At 51.7% G+C, this 17,446-nt stretch carries 17 protein-coding genes and 1 pseudogene; 3 read left to right on the forward strand and 15 right to left on the reverse strand.

All coding sequences use genetic code 11. The features are described 5' to 3' along the window. Nucleotides 1-8 precede the first annotated feature (8 nt). From fliI to fliF, 4 genes are read right to left on the reverse strand one after another with little or no spacing between them, the layout of a single operon-like run. The gene (gene fliI, locus ACL2XP_RS11340; protein ID WP_413738608.1) at nucleotides 9-1,367 is read right to left on the reverse strand and encodes a flagellar protein export ATPase FliI; all 1,359 of its coding nucleotides are present in this window, start codon (nucleotides 1,365-1,367) and stop codon (nucleotides 9-11) included. Further along, nucleotides 1,367-2,056, reverse strand: coding sequence for a flagellar assembly protein FliH (gene fliH, locus ACL2XP_RS11345; RefSeq protein ID WP_413738609.1), 690 nt, complete (start codon nucleotides 2,054-2,056; stop codon nucleotides 1,367-1,369). The genes fliI and fliH overlap by 1 nt, the downstream gene beginning before the upstream one ends. Next, complete coding sequence (fliG, locus tag ACL2XP_RS11350; RefSeq protein ID WP_413738610.1) at nucleotides 2,049-3,041, reverse strand: flagellar motor switch protein FliG; 993 nt, start codon at nucleotides 3,039-3,041, stop codon at nucleotides 2,049-2,051. The genes fliH and fliG overlap by 8 nt, the downstream gene beginning before the upstream one ends. Then, a complete protein-coding gene (gene fliF / locus ACL2XP_RS11355; protein ID WP_413738611.1) occupies nucleotides 3,038-4,774 on the reverse strand; it encodes a flagellar basal-body MS-ring/collar protein FliF in 1,737 nt (578 codons plus the stop codon). The genes fliG and fliF overlap by 4 nt, the downstream gene beginning before the upstream one ends. Nucleotides 4,775-5,008: 234 nt before the next feature. On the opposite strand from fliF, the gene fliE reads away from it, so the two are divergent. After that, a complete protein-coding gene (fliE, locus tag ACL2XP_RS11360; RefSeq protein WP_413739128.1) occupies nucleotides 5,009-5,320 on the forward strand; it encodes a flagellar hook-basal body complex protein FliE in 312 nt (103 codons plus the stop codon). Between the two features lie 568 nt (nucleotides 5,321-5,888). Here the strand turns inward: fliE and ACL2XP_RS11365 are convergent. The 6 genes and pseudogenes from ACL2XP_RS11365 to ACL2XP_RS11390 all read right to left on the reverse strand — a co-directional run bounded on the left by ACL2XP_RS11365 (nucleotide 5,889) and on the right by ACL2XP_RS11390 (nucleotide 12,359). Next, nucleotides 5,889-6,164: a DUF6966 domain-containing protein gene (locus ACL2XP_RS11365; protein ID WP_413738612.1), complete on the reverse strand. Its 276-nt coding sequence runs from the start codon at nucleotides 6,162-6,164 to the stop codon at nucleotides 5,889-5,891. After that, the gene (locus ACL2XP_RS11370; protein ID WP_413738613.1) at nucleotides 6,161-8,869 is read right to left on the reverse strand and encodes a hypothetical protein; all 2,709 of its coding nucleotides are present in this window, start codon (nucleotides 8,867-8,869) and stop codon (nucleotides 6,161-6,163) included. Before ACL2XP_RS11370 ends, ACL2XP_RS11365 begins: the two co-directional genes overlap by 4 nt. 238 nt (nucleotides 8,870-9,107) lie before the next feature. Beyond that, nucleotides 9,108-9,574, reverse strand: a pseudogene (locus tag ACL2XP_RS11375) (SOS response-associated peptidase family protein). A gap of 575 nt (nucleotides 9,575-10,149) precedes the next feature. After that, nucleotides 10,150-10,335: a type II toxin-antitoxin system RelE/ParE family toxin gene (locus ACL2XP_RS11380; RefSeq protein ID WP_413738614.1), complete on the reverse strand. Its 186-nt coding sequence runs from the start codon at nucleotides 10,333-10,335 to the stop codon at nucleotides 10,150-10,152. Nucleotides 10,336-10,465: 130 nt separating this feature from the next. Next, nucleotides 10,466-11,713, reverse strand: coding sequence for a DUF1835 domain-containing protein (locus ACL2XP_RS11385; RefSeq protein ID WP_413738615.1), 1,248 nt, complete (start codon nucleotides 11,711-11,713; stop codon nucleotides 10,466-10,468). A 334-nt stretch (nucleotides 11,714-12,047) separates the two neighbouring features. After that, a complete protein-coding gene (locus tag ACL2XP_RS11390; RefSeq protein ID WP_413738616.1) occupies nucleotides 12,048-12,359 on the reverse strand; it encodes a hypothetical protein in 312 nt (103 codons plus the stop codon). A gap of 794 nt (nucleotides 12,360-13,153) precedes the next feature. Between ACL2XP_RS11390 and ACL2XP_RS11395 the strand changes: the two genes are divergently transcribed. Together ACL2XP_RS11395 and ACL2XP_RS11400 are read left to right on the forward strand one after the other, a co-directional pair. Continuing rightward, on the forward strand, nucleotides 13,154-13,576 hold the full coding sequence (locus ACL2XP_RS11395) for a sigma-S stabilization anti-adapter protein IraP (protein WP_413738617.1): 423 nt from the start codon (nucleotides 13,154-13,156) through the stop codon (nucleotides 13,574-13,576). A 185-nt stretch (nucleotides 13,577-13,761) separates the two neighbouring features. Next, entirely contained in the window at nucleotides 13,762-13,965 is a 204-nt protein-coding gene (locus ACL2XP_RS11400) for a hypothetical protein (RefSeq protein WP_413738618.1), read from the forward strand. A 102-nt stretch (nucleotides 13,966-14,067) separates the two neighbouring features. On the opposite strand, the gene ACL2XP_RS11405 is transcribed toward ACL2XP_RS11400, so the two are convergent. From ACL2XP_RS11405 to fliD, 5 genes are all read right to left on the reverse strand, one after another. After that, nucleotides 14,068-14,229: a YnfU family zinc-binding protein gene (locus tag ACL2XP_RS11405; RefSeq protein WP_413738619.1), complete on the reverse strand. Its 162-nt coding sequence runs from the start codon at nucleotides 14,227-14,229 to the stop codon at nucleotides 14,068-14,070. A 155-nt stretch (nucleotides 14,230-14,384) separates the two neighbouring features. Next, on the reverse strand, nucleotides 14,385-14,639 hold the full coding sequence (locus ACL2XP_RS11410) for a CsbD family protein (RefSeq protein WP_413738620.1): 255 nt from the start codon (nucleotides 14,637-14,639) through the stop codon (nucleotides 14,385-14,387). A 220-nt stretch (nucleotides 14,640-14,859) separates the two neighbouring features. After that, on the reverse strand, nucleotides 14,860-15,243 hold the full coding sequence (gene fliT, locus ACL2XP_RS11415) for a flagellar protein FliT (protein WP_413738621.1): 384 nt from the start codon (nucleotides 15,241-15,243) through the stop codon (nucleotides 14,860-14,862). Between the two features lie 140 nt (nucleotides 15,244-15,383). Beyond that, a complete protein-coding gene (gene fliS, locus ACL2XP_RS11420; RefSeq protein ID WP_413738622.1) occupies nucleotides 15,384-15,773 on the reverse strand; it encodes a flagellar export chaperone FliS in 390 nt (129 codons plus the stop codon). A gap of 42 nt (nucleotides 15,774-15,815) precedes the next feature. After that, a complete protein-coding gene (fliD, locus tag ACL2XP_RS11425; protein WP_413738623.1) occupies nucleotides 15,816-17,243 on the reverse strand; it encodes a flagellar filament capping protein FliD in 1,428 nt (475 codons plus the stop codon). Between the last annotated feature and the right edge of the window lie 203 nt (nucleotides 17,244-17,446).

Genomic DNA, 17,446 nt, shown 5'->3' on the forward strand with positions numbered 1-17,446 from the left:
TAACCGCTTTACCCAAAAAGCGCCTGCAAGCGTTCACAGGCCTGCGCATAATCGCTGCGTTCATGCATATTCTGTTGCAAAAAAGCCTCCATCGCCGGGTACAGGGCGATGGCCCGATCCAGCTGCGGATCGCTGCCGGCGGCATAGGCGCCGACGCTGATTAAGTCCCGGTTGCGCTGATAGCGCGACAGCAGTTGCTTGAGCTGCCTGACCCTGGCTTCCTGTTCCGGGGCCACCAGCGCGGTCATGGCGCGGCTGATCGAGGCTTCGATATCGATGGCGGGATAATGACCGGACTCCGCCAATTGGCGCGACAGCACCACGTGCCCGTCTAGAATGGCCCTGGCCGCGTCGGCGATGGGGTCTTGCTGGTCGTCGCCCTCGGTCAGCACGGTATAAAACGCGGTAATGGAGCCGCCGCCGCTGGTGCCGTTGCCGGCGCGTTCAACCAAGGCGGGCAGGCGGGCGAATACCGAAGGCGGATAACCTTTGGTGGCCGGGGGCTCGCCCACCGCCAGCGCGATTTCCCGCTGCGCCATGGCATAGCGGGTCAGGGAGTCCATAATCAGCAGCACATGGCAGCCGCGATCGCGAAAATCTTCGGCGATCCGCGTCGCGTAAGAGGCGCCCTGCATCCGCAGCAGCGGCGAAACGTCGGCCGGCGCGGCAATGACCACCGAACGGGCCAGGCCTTCGGTGCCGAGGATATTATCGATAAAATCCTTCACCTCGCGTCCGCGTTCGCCGATCAGGCCGACCACAATCACTTCGGCCTGGGTATAGCGCGCCATCATGCCCAATAACACGCTTTTACCCACCCCGGAGCCGGCAAACAGCCCCATCCGCTGGCCGCGGCCAACGGTAAGCAGGGCGTTGATCGCCCGCACCCCGACGTCCAGCACCTGGGTGATAGGGGTGCGCTGCAGCGGGTTCACCGGCGCGGTAATCAGCGGCGCGCTAAAGCCGGTATCCGGCGCGGGCAAACCGTCCAGCGGCCGGCCGGCGCCGTCGAGTACCCGTCCCAATAGCTCTGGCCCCAGCGGCAACTGTTTGCCGGACTGGTCGTCGGCGCGCGAACGCGCATAGACCCGCGCCCCCGGCACGATGCCTTCCACTTCTTCCAGCGGCATTAAAAACAGTTTGTCGCCGTTAAATCCCACGACCTCGCAATCGATCTCTTCGAGTTGCGCGCCGCTCTGGCGTTCGATCAGGCAAGACGCCCCCAGGGGCAATTGCAGGCCGGTGGCCTCCAGAATCAGGCCGGTGGCCCGGGTCAGGCGGCCATAGCGGCGCACCATCGGCGTCGCGGCTATGCGCTGCTCCAGCGAATCGAGGGTTTTCAGCCAGCGGCCGAGGCGAGCGGACATTACAGCTCACCCGGCGCGGCCAGACGGCATAATTCATGCCAGCGGGTCGCCAGGCTGGCGTCCAGGCAACCTTCCGGCGCCGAAACCTTGCAACCGCCGGGATGCAGTTCGCCGTCGGCCAGCAGACGCCAGCCGTGCAGCTCCAACGTGGTGCCCAGATGCTGTTCCACCAGAGGAACCAGCGAGGGATGGACCCGCAGTTGGGGCTTGCCGCTGAAAATAGGTTCCTGCTGCAAAAATTGCTGAATTTGCTGCAGCATGGCATCGCTCTCGCCGGACGGCGCCTGGCCCAGCACCAGTCTGGCGGCGCCGAGCGCCAGTTGCGCCAGCCGTTCGGTCACCACGCTGTCCAGCGCGTCGAGGGAATGCTGAAATTCGCTCACCAGCATTTGCAACTGGGCGACGACGGGCTGCTGCTCTTGCAGCATCTGCTTGCGGCCCTCCTCCTGGCCCAGGGACAAGCCGGCCTGATAGCCTTCCTGCCGCCCCTGTTTATGCCCCTCGGCATATCCGCCGCGCTGGGCTTCCTGCAGCGCGAGCCGGCGCGCTTCGTCGAGGGCGGCCGCATGACGTTGAGCGCCGTCGTCGTTTATATCGGGCGCCGGCGCGGATGAAGGCGCGGGGGCCGTGCGGGACAGATCGTTTAATGCCCAAGGCCGCCAGGGCAACTGGTTGAAGGCATCAGACATACGTATCCTCGCCGCCGCCGATGGCCATTTCGCCGGTTTCCGCCAGGCGGCGGACAATCAGCAGAATGGCTTTTTGCTCGTTCTCCACCTGGGACATCCGGACCGGGCCGCGTGAAGCCAGATCGTCGCGCAGTATTTCCGCCGCGCGCTGCGGCATATTGCGCAGGAATTTGTCCCGCAGCGGCGGGGCGGCGTTTTTCAGCGCGATCAGCAAGGATTCCGACTCGATTTCCTGCAGCAAACGCTGGATGCTGCGATCGTCCACGTCCACCAGGTTTTCGAACAGGAACATTTCGTCGATAATTTTCTGCGCCAGTTCCTTGTCGAATTCCCGCACGGCGGTAATTACCGCTTCTTCCTGCTGGGTCTTCATCAGATTGATAATTTCCGCCGCGGTACGTACGCCGCCCATCTTGCTGCGTTTAAGATTCTGGCCGTCGAGCAGGCCGTTGAGCACTTCGGTAAGTTCGGCCAGGGCGGCGGGCTGCACGCCGCCGAAGGTGGCGATACGCAGCATGACGTCATTACGCATTTTTTCATCGAACAACGCCAGGATATCGGCGGCCTGGCTACGGCGCAGGTGTACCAGTATGGTGGCGATAATTTGCGGATGCTCGTCGCGGATCAAATCCGCCGCGATCATCGGCTCCATGAAATTGAGCGTTTCCATGCCGGTGGTGGTTTCGCGGGTTTCGAGAATATCTTCCAGCAAACTGGAGGCGCGCTCTTCGCCCAGGGCTTTGATCAGCACCGAGCGCAGGAAATCCCCGGCATTGATGCTGAGCGCGGCGTATTGTTCGGACTCGATTTCAAACTCTTTTAGCACTTCCAGCAATTCCTGCTGGGAGGTTTGATGCTGATTGGCCATGGATGTGCTGAGCTGCTGCACCTCCCGGGTGGACAGATGCTTGAAAACCTCTGCGGCCCGGTCTTCTCCCAGCGCCATCAATAAAATGGCGCTTTTTTCGGTTCCGGTCATGCTCATTGTTCGGTGCTCATCCATTGGCGAATCACCAACGCCACGATACGTGGGTCCTGATCCGTCATATCGCGAATCCGCTGACTGCGGGCCTCGGTATTTTCGCGCTGCTGGGCGCGTCTTTGCTCGTCTTGCTGATCTTTGTTGAGTTTAACCACCACATCTTCTTCCGCCGCGCGCGGGGCGGGCGGCTGGGCGGGGCCGTTGCCAGCGCTGGCGGCGGCCGGCGCCGGTTTCGGCTGCACCAGGGGTTTAACGATCTTGCGCCACAATATCCAGGCCGCCAGCAGCACCAATAACCAGCGGCCGGCCTCCATCAGCCCGGCGAAAAAGCCCGACTGCTGCCAGAACGGCAGGGCGGTGCCGAAATCATCGGCCTGCACGAACTGGGTATTGACCACGTTAAGGCTATCGCCGCGCTCGGCGGAAAAACCCATCGCTTCGCGGGTGATATCCTCTATTTGCTTGAGCTGCTGCGCAGACAGCGGCACCGGGGCCTTACCGGTTTCTCCCGGCAGATAATTAACCACCACCGCCACCGACAACCGCTGCAAGTTGCCTTCGCTGCGTTTGACATGGCGGACGGTACGGTCAAGCTCATAGTTGATGGTTTCGTCATGGCGGGTATTGGACGGCGTGACCGTCTGGGCGCGGGCCAATGCGCCGCCGTTCGCCTGCGGATTTTGACCGGGGCGGGCGGGCGCCGCGGGTTGGCCATTGGCTCCCGCCGGGACGACGGCCCGCTCAATGGGCGCGACCGCGGCCGGGGCGGGCTGGTTGGATAGGGCTCCCGGCACGCCGCCCTGAGGCGAACCGCCCAACTGCTCGCTTTGCGCCACCTGTTTGGAGCGCACCGCGGCGGCGTCTTCAGAACCGTTGGGTTTGTATTGCTCTTCCGTCTGTTCCTGGCTGTCAAAGTCGATTTGCGCGGTAACCTGCGCATGGACGTTGCCGTTGCCCACCATCGGCGCCAGGATGGTTTCGATCCGGTGCTGATAGCGGCTTTCCAGCTCGCTGTTGAATTTCAGCTGGGTGGCGTTTAAGCCGCGCCCGTTGGCATCGGTCTGGGTCAGCAGATGGCCCTGTTGATCCACCACCGTGACGCTGCCCGGCGGCAGGCCGGCGACGCTGCTGGAGACCATATAAACGATGGAGTTCACCTGGCCGTCGTCCATGGCCCGGCCCGGTTGCAGATTCAGGGTTACCGAAGCTGACGGGTTTTTTTGCTCGCGGACAAACAGCGAAGGTTTCGGCAGCGCCAAATGAACCCGCGCCGACTGCACCGGACCCAGGGTTTCGATGGTGCGGGCCAGTTCGCCTTCCAGCGCCCGCTGATAGTTAATCTGTTCGCTGAACTGGCTGATCCCGAATTTTTCCTGATCCAGCAGTTCAAATCCCACCGAACCGCCCTTCGGCAGCCCCAGGCTTGCCAGCTTGAGCCGGGTTTCGTGCACCGATTCCGCCGGCACCAGCACCGCGGTGCCTTGTTCTTCAAAGCGGTAGGGCACATTCATCTGGGTGAGCTGGGCGACGATATCGCCGCCGTCGCGATCGGTTAGATTGCTGTAGAGCACCCGGTAATCAGGGCTTTTGGCCCATAACGCCAGCACTACCACGATAGCTATCGCCGCGGCCGCGGCAATGGCCGCAAAAATTTTGGGATGGGTGCGCAAGCGTTCCAGCAACGGAGCGAGTGGATTTTTTCCCTGAACGCCGGAACCGTTTTTAGCCGAACTCATAGCATATGCCCGCCAAGAGTAGGACGGAGTTGCAAAATTACTGATAACAAAACACTCTCCCTGCTGTGCTTAAAGGCGTTGCCGGCGGTCATCTTATAAATGTGGGTGCCATTATTTGCCTTTAGAGGACAAATCGATGGCTGAAATAACCGGGTGTTTTAGCGTTATTTAGCGCCTTAGCCATCTTTGGGTTCTGTTAAGGTAGCGGCCTTATAAAAATTTAGAGGCAAGATGATGGCAATTCAGGGGATTGAATCGGCGTTACAGCAGCTCCAAACCATGGCCAGGACGGCAAGCGGCGTTACCGACAGCCCGGCGACCGGCGGCGCTTTCGCCAATCAGCTCGGCGCGGCGCTGGACAAAATCAGCGGGACGCAGAACCAGGCGCGGGAGAAAGCGGAAGCCTTCGCCACCGGTACCTCATCGCTGGGGCTTAATGATGTGATGGTCGATATGCAAAAATCATCGATTTCACTGCAAACCGGCGTGCAGGTGCGCAATAAAATGGTGGCTGCCTATCAGGATATTATGAATATGTCGGTGTAGTGTATATACCATATAATAATTAATGATATTAATTTGTTGGTTGTGCCTTGGGGGCGCTATGGGGGGGAACTGTAGATAATTGCTGATTTAAGATAGTTATCTGGCCACGATTATTTTCTGGTGTCTCAGGAACGAATGGAGCCGCCCCGGGTCGCTTTCCGTCGTGTATGAACCAAGTACGCAGAAAGCTATGATGCCCCTCTAGGCCGGTAGGAAATGCCTTTTTATAGATAACGCTAAGTGGATGGGGACGATAGATTAAGCTTTTTTTGTTTTGTTTCAGCCTGGCTGATGTGAATTCGTGTTCCTTACCCTATAAAACAGCTGAGGATGTCCCTGATTTTACCGCGCTACACGGCGCGGTACAGCGACTTGCGAATGTAAGAACGACAAGGGACTTAATGTTAGTGTAGCGCTGGACAGATTGACTAGAGGCAAACACCCTGGCAAAAGCCGAGGTTGTTTTTCAGCCTTTTCAGCGGTTAAACGCAAGGTGCTGGACAAAACCGATTTCGGCGTGTGAAGCTGCCAAATCAGATGCGAGTAGTTATATATCAGCGATTACGGTTTACTGCGTCACGCTCAATTCATAAAGAGTATTACTCAATTCATTGAATTTGCTATTTTCCTCAACAAGAGGTTTCCCATCTTTTTGCAGTACGACGTCATTTAATGTTCCCATTCCGCCAAAAAGTGAATGGATCCTATAAATCGCATCTTCCGGGTCATCATCTAGATAGATGTAAAGCCTATCTAAAGAGCTAGCTAGATTGAGATATTTAGAATCATTTAGCATTGGTATCATTTCTTTGATGACGGTTTTTATTCGCATTATTTTTTTCATTTTAAAGGCTCTCTTGATAAAATCTTTATGCCAGGGATGTCCCACGATGAAGGTATAACCACCTGATGGGTTCCGCCAAGATAGAAGCTTGATTGCGTACCCACTTCGCCCACGTACACTTTAGACCCCGCAGGAATTTTCACTGTAAATAAGGTATCTATTGGTGATTTTGCTCCATTGGGCCATTCTGGTAATAACGCCTTGTCAATTCGCACTTGTAACGTTCCCAAGGGTTTATCTAAGCTAAAATATTGGCCAAACTGTGCTTCTGCAGTACCTGCACGATACATTATGACATCTTCTTTAAGAAGGATTTCAGAATATTTACCGCCAGCGAAGGTTTCCCCTTGCTTAGCGAATAACGGACCTGGCTTCACAGCAGAGTATTCACCTAAAACTCTACCCGGGATAGTTAATGAGGAACCTGCAATTTGGATGTTGTGCGCAGGGCCAACCAGTGCAGCAACTTTTTGCAAACTGGCGGAGCCGAATTTAACCGCTCCAGGCACACTTATCACAGCGGTAGCCACATCGGTTGCAAACTTGCCGGTCCCAATACCAGCGCTAAATATGCCTGCAATGGTGCCTTTATCTTTCTCAGCTTGAATAAGATTGAGTTTGGCACTCACTGCATTATCGATTTTCTCAATTTTTTTGTCACTAATTAGAAATTGATATGCTGACACTGTTGTATCGATCGGGCGCGTAACTACACTGGCAACGCCAATACTTGTTTCAATAGCGGATATGCCGGCACCTAAAAATTGGCCTGCTTTATAAGCTGCATCTTGTGAAAAATTAATGAGTGCGCTCTCGCTTGCTGCATTATCAGGAGGAAACAAACGGCTCACCTTTTGACTTATTGAGTTGGGCTGTTTATTATTAAGGATTTTATCCTCAGTAATAAAACTATGGTTAGATCTAGCAGCTAACGCTTCACGAGTAGCAATCTGCTTCACCTCGTCGAGTTGGATATTTCTGGCTTGAATTATTTCTTTTATAAATTTATGTTCTTGAATCGATGCATTAATTTGTCCTTTTTTATAATCTAATTCAAGATTACGTTGATTGTTCCATTCTTTTTCCAACAATTGCTTGGAGATCGTAGGCAATGCCATAGATAAAGTTCTATTAATATTAGCATCGTAATGCGCATTTATTAATGGTGGGTGTGTATTACGCATTTTAATTCTATCATCTGCTTGTTGCAACCATGATTCTGCTTTATTTTTAAGAGAGTCGATTGAACTTATGACGGAATCATAATTATTTTCAGAAGATATAAGCAGCTCGGCATTTTTTTTTGCGTTCGCTAATGATATTTTATAAGAATTCATTCTATCTAGTGCTTCATTTTCTCTTCTTAACTCATTTCCAGTGTGAGTTAGTTCGGATTCAGCGATTTGCTTTATTATACGTCCTTCAGTGATATTATAATTTCTATCGGTTAATGTATGAGCTATTATGTTATATTCATTTTGCGCGATTTTTATATCATGATGTTTGTCGTTAATTTGTATTTGGCGCAGTCCATTCCAGTGAGCTTCAAGATGTATACGTGTCGCGTGATCGAGTATAGGATTAATGTTTTTTATTTGATGATCGAAATGTGAATGGATCATGGGGAAGTGGCTATCGAGTCCGCTTATCCAATTTTGGGTCTCTCGCATCATCTCTTCTGCGCGGGATTTTAAACGTTCTGCAAGTTCGATGGTTTTATTCGCGTAATTTAATTTGGCTTCAGAACAGCGATTTCGGTCTTCTTTGCTCTTGTTAGCATTATTATATTTAGCTATTGTTTGATTATGCTCATTTTTTATGCAAGCAATTTCATCCTTCATTTCTTGCATAAAGTTATCTATTTTTTGCCGCCGATCCTGACTTATCCCTGCTCGCAGTTGTCTGTCTTGAGCGTGATGATGCTGGGTTTCCTGTTGATGTTTTTGCTCCAATGCCAATGATGTAGCGCGCTGTCGAGCTTCTTCCGCCTGGCGATGTTGCTCCGCAACCAGCCTGTTGTGCTCTTCGTTGCGCCTGGCTATTTCTTCTTGCAGACGACATTGTTCTGCCATGAGATTGTTCTGCGCTTCAGCTATTTTGGCCATTTCCTGCTGGAGCTGCCGTTCATATTCTTGCTTTTGTTGTTCTGCTAAATTATTTGCTCTCTCCCAAGCTTTTGCTGCACCTGTCTGAGCTGCCGCAATGCGCATGGATGCCATGGTTTTTGCCATTTGGCCTTTGAAATTTGCCTGTGTGTTTTGTATGCTTCTTGCTATTGCCGCATCTGAATGTTGTCGTTGTTTGGTGAATGAAAGTTGTAATTTATTCTGGAGGTCTAGCTGTAGGTTTCTATTTCTCTCACTTTCAACTTTCATATGATTCAGGGTAAATTGCTGGCCTTCTATCAACCTCCTTACCTGCTGTTGCTGTGCATCCAGCCTGGCCGATTCGGCAGCAGTAGCTTTTAAGCTTGCAAATTGGGCCTCGGTAATCATTCTTTGCGTATGTGCAGCTTGTTCTTGAGCACCTGTATGAATAGGTACTACATTATCTGGATATAAGGTATTGGTTTGAGCACTATCGGTAGGGTTGTTATAAACACCACATAATATACTACTAAATCCTTTAGACTTATCAAAAGGTATATTTATGCAATCTTCTGTTGTTGCAGGGGGATTGGCATAAACAGTTAGAGTTTCGTCCATGATATTTCCTGGTTTAATCTGTTAATTATTGATTTAAAATATTAATGACATTTCATGGTGTTGAAATGCGTCATGCAAACGAGATAAATTAACCACAGAAAAGATCACGGAATGTTAAATGAAATTGAGATAATAAAATAAGCAATTGGCAATATGATGTGATTAGCTGACTAATAATATAATGTGTGGCGGTATTGGGCGGCGGCTGTAATTAATGAGGCATGACTAGTTCATGTTTTTAATGGGTTGGCGACGGTACCGGGTTATCGACGCGCTTGATAATCGACTCGTTGTTGTTGTGACTATTTCCCACAGCTTTGCCCACAGGATGAAATGCAAAATCATCCGCCGGTATGGCGCCGTCATGCGCCAGCTCTTCGACGCGTTTCTCGCGTTGTCTCGGGCGATAGCCATTCAAGGGACGCTTCTCGCGTCATAACTAATGGCCGGTGGCCGCCGTCTCGACGCGTGCATTAATCAGGGGAGGGAGACCAGCTTCTTTGGTCCAGGCGGGCTGGTATCCCCACATAACCGGATCGATTGCAATTTATCATCGCGCGGGTTCAGCAACAGAACGCGAATGCCGAGGGCCACGTTGTGCTGGCCGAGAGGTTCGCCATCCAGGGCACCCACAAACTCGACGTCAGGCTTAAGGGATTCGAGGAATTTCTCTCTGGTATCGCTCGGGGAAAATCGGCCGCACATGATGGCAGTCTTTGTGGAAGGTGATCACTGAAGTATAGATGGCGGTTCAATCACTGCGGTCTGCTGTGATGAACAATATGCGTCAGGGGAGTTTGATGATACACCGGTGATGTAAGCGTCTGGGGGCATGTAGGGGGCAAAAAATTACCGCAACTATTCGTAACGATGCGAGCGCATAGGACGGACATTGCGGTAATGCTCTGCTACAACGTACTTATGCGCCGAGATTCTAAGTTGTTAATTTATCAAATCATATTATGAATATGTCGGTGTAGTGGTGTTAAGTTATTAATTTATAATATTAATCTTGCGCGCTTTCTCTTCGAGGCATGGGTGGGGTAAAAGCTGATAATTTCTGATTTAACAGCTCTACCTGCCCACTGTTGTTTTCAGGCATCGCCATATATGGTGAAAATCAATTGAGCCGATGCATGGCCCATTTGCGCTGCGATAAACGTGGGATTGGCGCCAGCGGCTACGGAAGAGCAGCATGATAGAGGGAGTATCCAAAGAGAAAACGCGTAAGACGATCCCCGGATGCGCTGGGTTATGCACTCTGGCCATGATTGTCCCCATCAATGGTAGTCCTGATAGTCAACGAGGATAGCGTCCTCACCGTCAAATCTAAACGTCAGCCGCCAGTTGCCGTTAACGGATATGGCCCAATGCCCGGCAAGGTCGGCGCCTTTTAATGGGGGCAGTTTCCATCCCGGCGCGCTCGTCCGGACACGCGCGCCCAGCAACCCCGATAAGCAAAGCACCTAGCTCCGCGATGCCGGCCAGGACGGGATCGTTCAGTCGAAATGGCCCACCTGTTCGACCAACGCGTATCCGGTCGCGATGTTAAATGCGCCCCACAGGACGTTGAACTGGGTAGTCCCTCACCGGGAGTTAGTCGCGCCACACAGGATAGGAATTTACATCAATCATCCAGTGAGGTCGGCCAGGTTGTATACATACTCCGCCTACCCATCGCTCTTGGGGCGCAAGGTCAGGCCAATAAACCTTTCCGCTCAGGACATTATGGCCTAACGGGGTCAGCTTCAACGTGCGTTTAGGCCAATCCGGATGAGCGTCTGACTCGATCAGTAATGGTGTCGGGGAGTCGATAAAAGGCCGCATGACCGCGTAAAACATCAAATCGCCCAGGAAAGGTAACGGTTCTCGCTTATCCATAAGCTCGGCGAATACTGTGCCGAACGTCGCCGGCCCTGCCTCATCTACAAGTTGCAAGGACAGGCGTTCCGTCAATGATAATCCGTCGCGGATGCCCGGCAGTTCTTGTAATTGCCGCAGCAGCGCCGGAGCGAGGAAGGGCAGGCATTTTTGCGGGCTGTGGGCCAGGTTCGCCAGTTTGATGGGGGAAGCGGCGCAATACGCCGACCAGGCCTGCCGAGCCAATTGAACAGTTTCTTCATCAATGAGCCTGCGCTGTGGCCACAACCACGCCAGTACGTCAGGCGCCAACTGGCCAATGCCCTTGAAGCGACGTACGCCGGGTATGCGATCAACTTCTATAAGTTCGAGCTTGGCCGGCAAGCTCTCAAGACCTGCCAGCGCGCGAATCAAGAACAGCTGGTCATAAGCATCCGCCTCGCACCAGAGGACATGGCGATCGCCACTGCCCAAGAGCTTGAGGCTGGTGTACTCGTCGTCTAGCCGATGTATCACATCGGCGCTATTTATCCCAAACGCTTGGCTTATATATTGGCTCCGGGTAGCCTTGTATTTCTCTATAGGTAAGTCCTGGACCGGCCCCATGCATAACGGGTCGGTCAGCATTTGAAAGGCGCCCTTGAAACCGGCCAAACGCAGACTGTGCGCAATATCGTTTCCGCATCGCCAGTGGGTGGTTCGAGCTTCATCGCTGGCATCAAAGTCCGGATGGCGAGCAGCGAAATCAATAGCATCGACATGCGCCTTGAGCTTAGGCCAGCTACTGAAACCTAATTGTCGGGCGATCAGCCATTGGGCGTCAGATAGGGTCGGAGGAGAGAGCGCATTTCTGCCGGCGAGCTGGGAAAGTTGCTCGGGATCAGCACCTTTTTTCATCCGTTGGAGAAGCTCCTTGGCGCGTTTGCGTTGCTGCTCAAGGTTGATTCTGCCGTCATTGGACAGCGGCATAGCAGGTCGGGACATACGATCTCCTTGTACAAACCTTGTCCGCTTTAAGGTTGGGAGTCGTAATGATGTGATGTTGAATCAAAGTCTTGGGCGCAGCCCTTTCCGCGGATGGTGGCGTAGATAGCGCCTTGCGGGAGTATAGGTAATTGGACGTTTGATTGCAACGGAGGAACTGGTCCAAATTCATCGAACCAAGGCGTAGCCCCGGGGCCGGCGTAGCCCATCGGTGATGCGACTAATGATGGGCTGTCAGCGGCGGGCAGGCGTGGGATGGCGCGACGGGGACGTTTTTACGTATCTTGGCTAATGACGCGGATAAGTTCCGCAGCCGTGAGGCGGTGTTTAAAGGTTAATTCATTAAACATAAATATCCCGGTCCGGTAAAATAGGTGTCATCGTACTTTTTAGGATGCGGATGATAACCGATGGCTTTGCCATTGCCATCGCGGGAACAGCTTTGATCTCCTTCAGCCTGCATGTTTTTTGGTATGGAACCAAATAAACTCGAATCATTCCAAAACTGATGCTTTTGAGCGGAAGACGTGACAATTTTCGGCGACGTGCTCGAAGGTTTATCCCCTGGGGTTCCGCTTAAAAAAGCGCAGCCCGAAGTCAAAATAATACATAAAGCCAGTGGTGCTATAAAAAAAGATCGATTCATTTTTATTATTCCTGAGAATGAATGTGTTGATTGAAATTTAAATACGGGTTTTTGCCGTAAAAAAGTTTTTATCTGTTAGCCGTGGCATTTTTGTCAAGCATTATAGCGGCGTAAGTTTGCCCGTTAGTTTTTAAATATTCAATCCTGGTCATATAAAAGATGCGTGAAATTTAAATTTTAATAATAGATTTATATATAAAATGAGGATGTGAAATTTATTAGTAGGTGATTGTGATAAGTGAAATTATTCATTAAATAAAATAGTTCGATAATTATCTATTGCGATAAATTTTTTGTAATCATCTGAATTTAATGATTTTTTATAATGAAATTTACGGATTTGAGATGATTTTAGTCAAGATATAACTGCGGATATCCGGCGTCCCATGTCTTGGCGTCTGTGATGGTTCTCCTCCTTACTCCCTCTGTTTTCTTGCCGGCTAGGTACACGGAGGGTGCAACTGAAGGCGCTTTTATATTAATTTCCATCCGGTTTCATCATCTAACACTGCCTGTTTCATTGGCGCGCGGGTCCTGGTTTACAATATATATTTCCCACTGAGCGCCATGGCCTGATGACGATGGTTTGCGGAGGTTTTCTGCTGAAAATCGGTTAAATCGGCCAGATAGGGTCGAGTAATGCCGGTCGCATTCTCTATTCCTTGATTATGGGCAAATGGTGCTACTTGAAAATTTCTCGGGTCATATCATGCCCCTATGGTATAAGGCCTCACAAACGGCAGAGGCGGGTTTGTGGTACAATGCCTCCTCCTTTTCGAGTGGGAAAAGATAGCATGAATGATTTAATCATCCAGATTCTAAATAAATTGGCCCGCACCGACGCTAAAATGAAAGATTTGACCGCCCTGGTGGAGGCGCAGTCGCTGCTGCTGGCGGCGCTGGTCTTAACGGTGGGCAAGGGCAGTTCTTCGGTAATGTCGGTTAATATCCAAAAGGCCATTTCTTCGGCCAAAGAGGCTTCCGAAGAGATAATGCAATCGGACGCCGATCTGCTGTTAGCGCATTTTGTCAGGTTGATTTCGGTGACGCAGTTTATCGAGGCGAATGCCGAGGTTGACGTTGAGGCCGGCGACGAGACCAGCGCCAGAGCCGCTATCGATATCATTGCCGAGGCTGGTATTGAGACAAATGCGGTGACAGGTGGCGAGACAAATACCGCTCCGGCGGCCCTGAGCCCGCAGCCGGCAGAAGAGTAGTGCATCCGGCCCGCCTTTTACCCGGGCCTGGACAGTGCGTGGCGCCTTTGCGGTGCAACCATTTCATTGTGGGTTTTCTGCATTCCCGCCTGTCCTGGTTCCTCCTCCCTTCATCTTTCTGACATAAAACGACCGCATAATATGGTTTTTTAACCTGCGGCAAGATGAAGAGTATCGGGACGGCCATGGCTTTAACGCAAACAGAGTTACCAGCGGCGCATGAGATTATCAGTCAACTGATTGGGCAAGCCATCCTCGATCTGCATAGGCATGGCAAAAATATCCACCAATTGCAGATAGTCAATTATCTGATGGCGCAGCAGGAAAAAGAGGCGGACGAGACCCGGCGATTCTTTTTGGGCGTGGCGGCGGGGTTGCTGGCGTTATAATAACGCTTATATTTGATTAGCCAACATCATTACCCTATGCCGATTAATTACGCCCCTTAACTTGCATAACTACGAAATATTTAATAATTTACGAAATAAGAGTTATTTGTCTTTCGGCAAAAAATAGTGGCCGCATTTTGGGCAAACGAGGGTGACATTTTTACGCATTTTGTCTGCGGGTTGCATGGCGACATGTTTGCATTCCGGACAAATTACTTTGACAGTGGTACTGCCTAATTTTTTTAGCGCATCAAAGATAGACATAATATTCGCCGCAGTTGTACTTGATTTTTCATAATACCACTTCGCGCGGCGGATAGCTCGCTGTGCTTGGCCCGGCACAAAAAACGGCAGCCTCCCATGGGATTAGCTGCCGTTGATTGCCGGTCAGTGCACGGCTGGCTGGCGCCTATTTGGCCTTAATGACGGCGATGCCCCAAAATCTTCGCCAACAGAAAACCTATGCCGCTGGCGATTAACAACGCGGGAATAGGATCGTTGGTGGTTTTTTCTTTGATGGTATCGATGCAGTCGTTAACGCTATACGACGCCTGCGCGGCATACTTGCGGGCTTTCCCTTCAAGGTGCAGTGCGCGATCGCCGGTTGCCTTGCCGAACTCTTCCTGGCCTTTACCCGCGGCTTCTTCCGCTTTATCTTTGGCTTTATCAAACATCGTTATCATCCTTTTTTAGTGGGAACCCTTTAAATATAGGCGGGTTTGGCAAGTTTTCCTGCTTTTTGGACCATTTAACGACGTTTTTGGGAATTATCTTTATTTTTTGCGCAATGCCGCCTGTCGGCGCCCTAAGGGGGCCAGAGCAAAACGAGGCCTGTAGGTTAAACAGGTCCCGTTTTCGATATGTTCGTCATGCCAGCCCGGCGCCGGGGTAAAATTAGCCGGTGGTTTTTATTTCGCCAGGCAAGATGGACGCCAGGTCGGAAAATTTATGGTAGGCTGAATTAAGGGTTTGCTGACGCGCCGATTGGCTAATTAATTCTTTTAACTGGCGCATGCGGGCCTGAAGTAATTGATTGACTTCATTTTCATTATCTAACAGCTGGCGTAATAATGTGGTGATATTATCTTGTATCAACGCGGGCAGGGTTTGCTCTATGCCGGCGTTGAGTTCAGAAATGTTTGATACAGCCTGCACGTATTTTTCTTCAATGTAGACCAACGCATCCCATTCTGACTGACGAGCCATCGACAGCATATTTTCGCTTAACACAAGAATGTGCTGATAATGGGCTAAGAGGGCGGGGCAAGCATCCATCATGGCTATCCTAAAAATTATTGTACATATATATTGGGTTAATTATGCTCATTTTCTAGCTATTTTTATCTCACACCCTGACGTGCCGGGATAACCATGATTAGAAACGAAACATGAATAAAATCGTTAAATGGGCAGTTTTATTATGATTGGGCCATATCCGGCGAAATCTGTTTCCAGGCATCGGCAATGTCGGTGAGCAGCACGCGAATTTGTGTTAATAGTCCGCGATCGTTATGCAGGTTAACCTGGATCAATTGCCGGCAACAGTAATCATACAAATCGGCCAAATTACGGCTCAATTCACCGCCTTTTTCCATATCCAGACCCAGCTTCAGGCCGCTGCTGATAATATCGATAGCTTTGGACAGGGCGTTGCCTTTAGCGGCGATATTGCCCTGTGCCATATAAATATCCGCTTTCACCAGGGCGCTGAGCGCCCCGTCAAATAAGAGAGTGATTAGTTTGTGCGGGCTGGCGCTCATCACGCTGCTTTGCAAGCCCACTATCGCATAAGCTTGTGAACCATACATGGTTGTTATCCTTTTTTCGACATTACGCACATGCATCAGCCGCTATTTACTGCTGGACATGTTGGATATGGCATCAAATTGCTGGGTTAAATAGTTGGCGGTGCTGTTTAACGAGTTAACCAATACATCCAGCTGGGTAAACTGCTTTTTATAGCGGGCGATATTCGCATCGATACTGGACTGCACCTGGGTGTATTGCTTATCCAGGCCAGTAAGCACATCGCTCAGGCTGTCTTGCGCATCGGCGATGGTGCCATGGTCTGCGGTAAACGACGTCAGGATGGTGGACATTTGCGTCGCCAGCCCGGTGGTCTTGCCGTCGCCGATAAAAAAGTCCGCCACTTTGGCCGGATTATTCGCCAGGTTTTTCACCAGCGCCGTTTCGTCGGTGGTCAGGGTGCCGTCTTTATTAAGCGTTACGCCCAGTTGGTTCAGCACCTTAAACGTATCGTTACTTTGCGCCGAGCTGATCGCGGTTTTTAACTGGGTTTTAACCGAACGCAGTACGCTGTCGCCGAGCAGGGCGCCATTGCTGGCATCCTGGGCGGAGCCCGACGTCACCGCCGTATATTTGGTCAGGGTATTAAAGGTGGTTTGCAGCGTATTGTACGCCGTTACCCAATCTTCCACCGCCTTGGCCGAATCGGTGGCGCTTTGGCGGATAATCAGGTTTTGCGCGGTATCGTTGGTGGCGGCCAGGGTCAGGGTGACGCCCTGGGGCACATCGGTAATGGTATTGCTGCTGCGCACCACCGTAATGCCGTTCATGGTCAGTTCGGCATCCTGGGAGGCGGTGGCCGCCATGCCCGAGGCCGCTCTGTCGGCGTCGCTGTCGGTGGCGGCGCTGCTGTAGTTCAGAATGCCTTTCAGCGTGTCATCGCCGGTCACGCTCAGGGTCATGTTGGACGCGGTGCCGGTGGTATTGGACGCCACTACCAGTTGATAGCCATTATCCTTGGACTGCACGATACTGGCGGTCACGCCGGCGCCGGACGCGTTGATGGCGTCACGTACGCCGGCCAGGGTGGTCTGCGCATCGGTCAAGGAGATGCTCACTTCCTTGCCGCTGCCGACCTGGATACTGAGTTTGCGATCGGTACTGCTGGCGCCGATCTGTGATGTGGTATCGGAGAAAACCTGTTTGGTGGCCAGTGATTGGGCCGTTGCCAGCTGCGTAACTTTGATATTGTAACTGCCGCTTACCGCGCTATCGCCCACCGTGGTGGTAAATCCGGTGGTGGCGCTGGCGACTTTTTTGGTATAGAGCGTTTTATCGGTCAGCGCCTTGGTGGCGGTATTAAAGGTGTCCAGCGCGGTTTTCAGCGTGCCGTAGGCGGCAGTCGTGGCGTTGATGCTGGTTTTTTTGCTGGTGATTGGATCTAAGCGCTTATTTTCGTTGGTGGTTAACGTATCAAGCAGCGTGCTTAAATCCAAATTCGATCCTACGCCCAATGAACTGATGCTGGCCATGCTATCTCCTGAGGGTTACGTGTTAGGCGTAGCGGTTATCGGCATATAAGGCCAGAAGTTTACCCCGATTTTATAATTCCCATGGCGGGGAAAGAGGGCGCGTTCGGGGCTAATTCCGGCTATTGAGGGATGGCGGCTAACTTGATGCGCAAGGGCGACGATCGTGTTGACCGGCCTTTATAAAGGGCAGCGGGGGCGCTGGC

It is taken from the genome of Sodalis sp. RH21, assembly GCF_047324175.1.
Lineage (GTDB): Bacteria > Pseudomonadota > Gammaproteobacteria > Enterobacterales > Enterobacteriaceae > Acerihabitans.